The following is a 762-nucleotide window of genomic DNA, read 5'->3' as shown; positions in this document are numbered from 1 at the left end:
TCGTATGGCGACCACGACCCGCAGCAGCACCGACACCTTGCCGGAGACCCCGGCGCAGGTGCTGGTCGCGCTGCGGGCCGAGCAGGACCAGCGCCACGCCTCCGAGGTCCGCTCGATGCAGTTGGCGGCCCACTGGGTCGCGCTGCACCCCGTCCTCGACTCGTCGGATCCGGCCGCGTGCTTCCAGTCCCCGAAGACACTCGCCGGTGAAGGGTCGCCGGCGATCGATGAGTTCACCATTCCTGATGTCGCGACCATGCTCGGCCAGACCTGCGATGCGGTCGGGTCCTACCTCACCGACGTGATCGAGCTCCGCTACCGACTCCCACAGCTGTGGGCCGGCGTGCTGGCCGGACTGGTCACCCCGTGGCGGGCGCGGCGGATCGCGCAGACCACCGTCGGGCTCACCCCCGAAGCAGCGACGTTCGTGGACCAGCAAACCGCATGGTGCGCCAACCGCCTCACCCCCTCCGAACTCGTCAGGTTGGTCGACCATGCCCGGGCCCGGTTCATGCCCGACGAGCTCGCCAAGGAAGCCGCCGACGCCGCTGATCGCCGCCACGTCACCTTCGACACCGACCAGGTCTCCTTCGACGGCACCATGCACCTCGAGGCCGACCTCGACATCCCCGATGCCCTCGGCCTCGCCGAAGCCGTCGCCGCCGGTGCCGCCCACCAGCTCGCGCTCGGGTCGACCGACACCCTCGACGGCCGCCGAGCCACCGCCCTCGGCGACCTCGCCCGCCAACAGCTCGCCTTCGG

General features: G+C 71.1%; 1 protein-coding gene. It reads left to right on the top strand.

The annotated features are described in order from the left end of the window. Nucleotides 1-762: DUF222 domain-containing protein (locus tag C9J87_RS19375; RefSeq protein WP_157953278.1), on the top strand; the 762-nt coding region annotated here is incomplete at both ends.

Source organism: Nocardioides allogilvus, from assembly GCF_003047285.1.
Classification (GTDB): domain Bacteria; phylum Actinomycetota; class Actinomycetes; order Propionibacteriales; family Nocardioidaceae; genus Nocardioides; species Nocardioides allogilvus.
Note: the sequence above shows the minus strand (reverse complement) of the source record. Positions and strands in the feature narration are given on the sequence as shown.